We start from the raw sequence: 319 nt of genomic DNA, 5'->3' as shown, positions 1-319 counted from the left end.
AATGTTTGATTCTATTAAAGACGTCTCAAAAGGATTAGCAGATGGAGCAGAAGGGGCAAGTAAACTACACGACGGATCAAGTGAATTGCATGATGGTTCAAGTAAAGTGACGGATGGCCTTCATACACTGCAAGGGAAGTCTGGGGAGATGAAGGATGGAGTTCAGAAATTAGCAGATGGATCTAATAAATTAGTAGATGGATCAGGAAAAGTGACAGCGGGTTTAAATACGTTAAATAGTAAAACAGGTGAGATGCAGACGGGCATAGGGAAATTGCAAGATGGATCTCAGAAAGTAACAGCGGGTTTGAATACGTTA

The 319-nt window shown here is 41.1% G+C and carries 1 pseudogene; it reads left to right on the top strand.

Annotated elements, in window-relative coordinates:
• Positions 1-319 (top strand): annotated as a pseudogene (locus MR170_RS31375) (YhgE/Pip domain-containing protein); the annotation flags it as partial.

This window comes from Bacillus cereus group sp. BfR-BA-01524 (assembly GCF_022662595.1).
Taxonomy (GTDB): domain Bacteria; phylum Bacillota; class Bacilli; order Bacillales; family Bacillaceae_G; genus Bacillus_A; species Bacillus_A thuringiensis_S.
The sequence above is the reverse complement of the archived record's forward strand: the minus strand, read 5'-3'. Positions and strand labels throughout refer to the sequence as shown.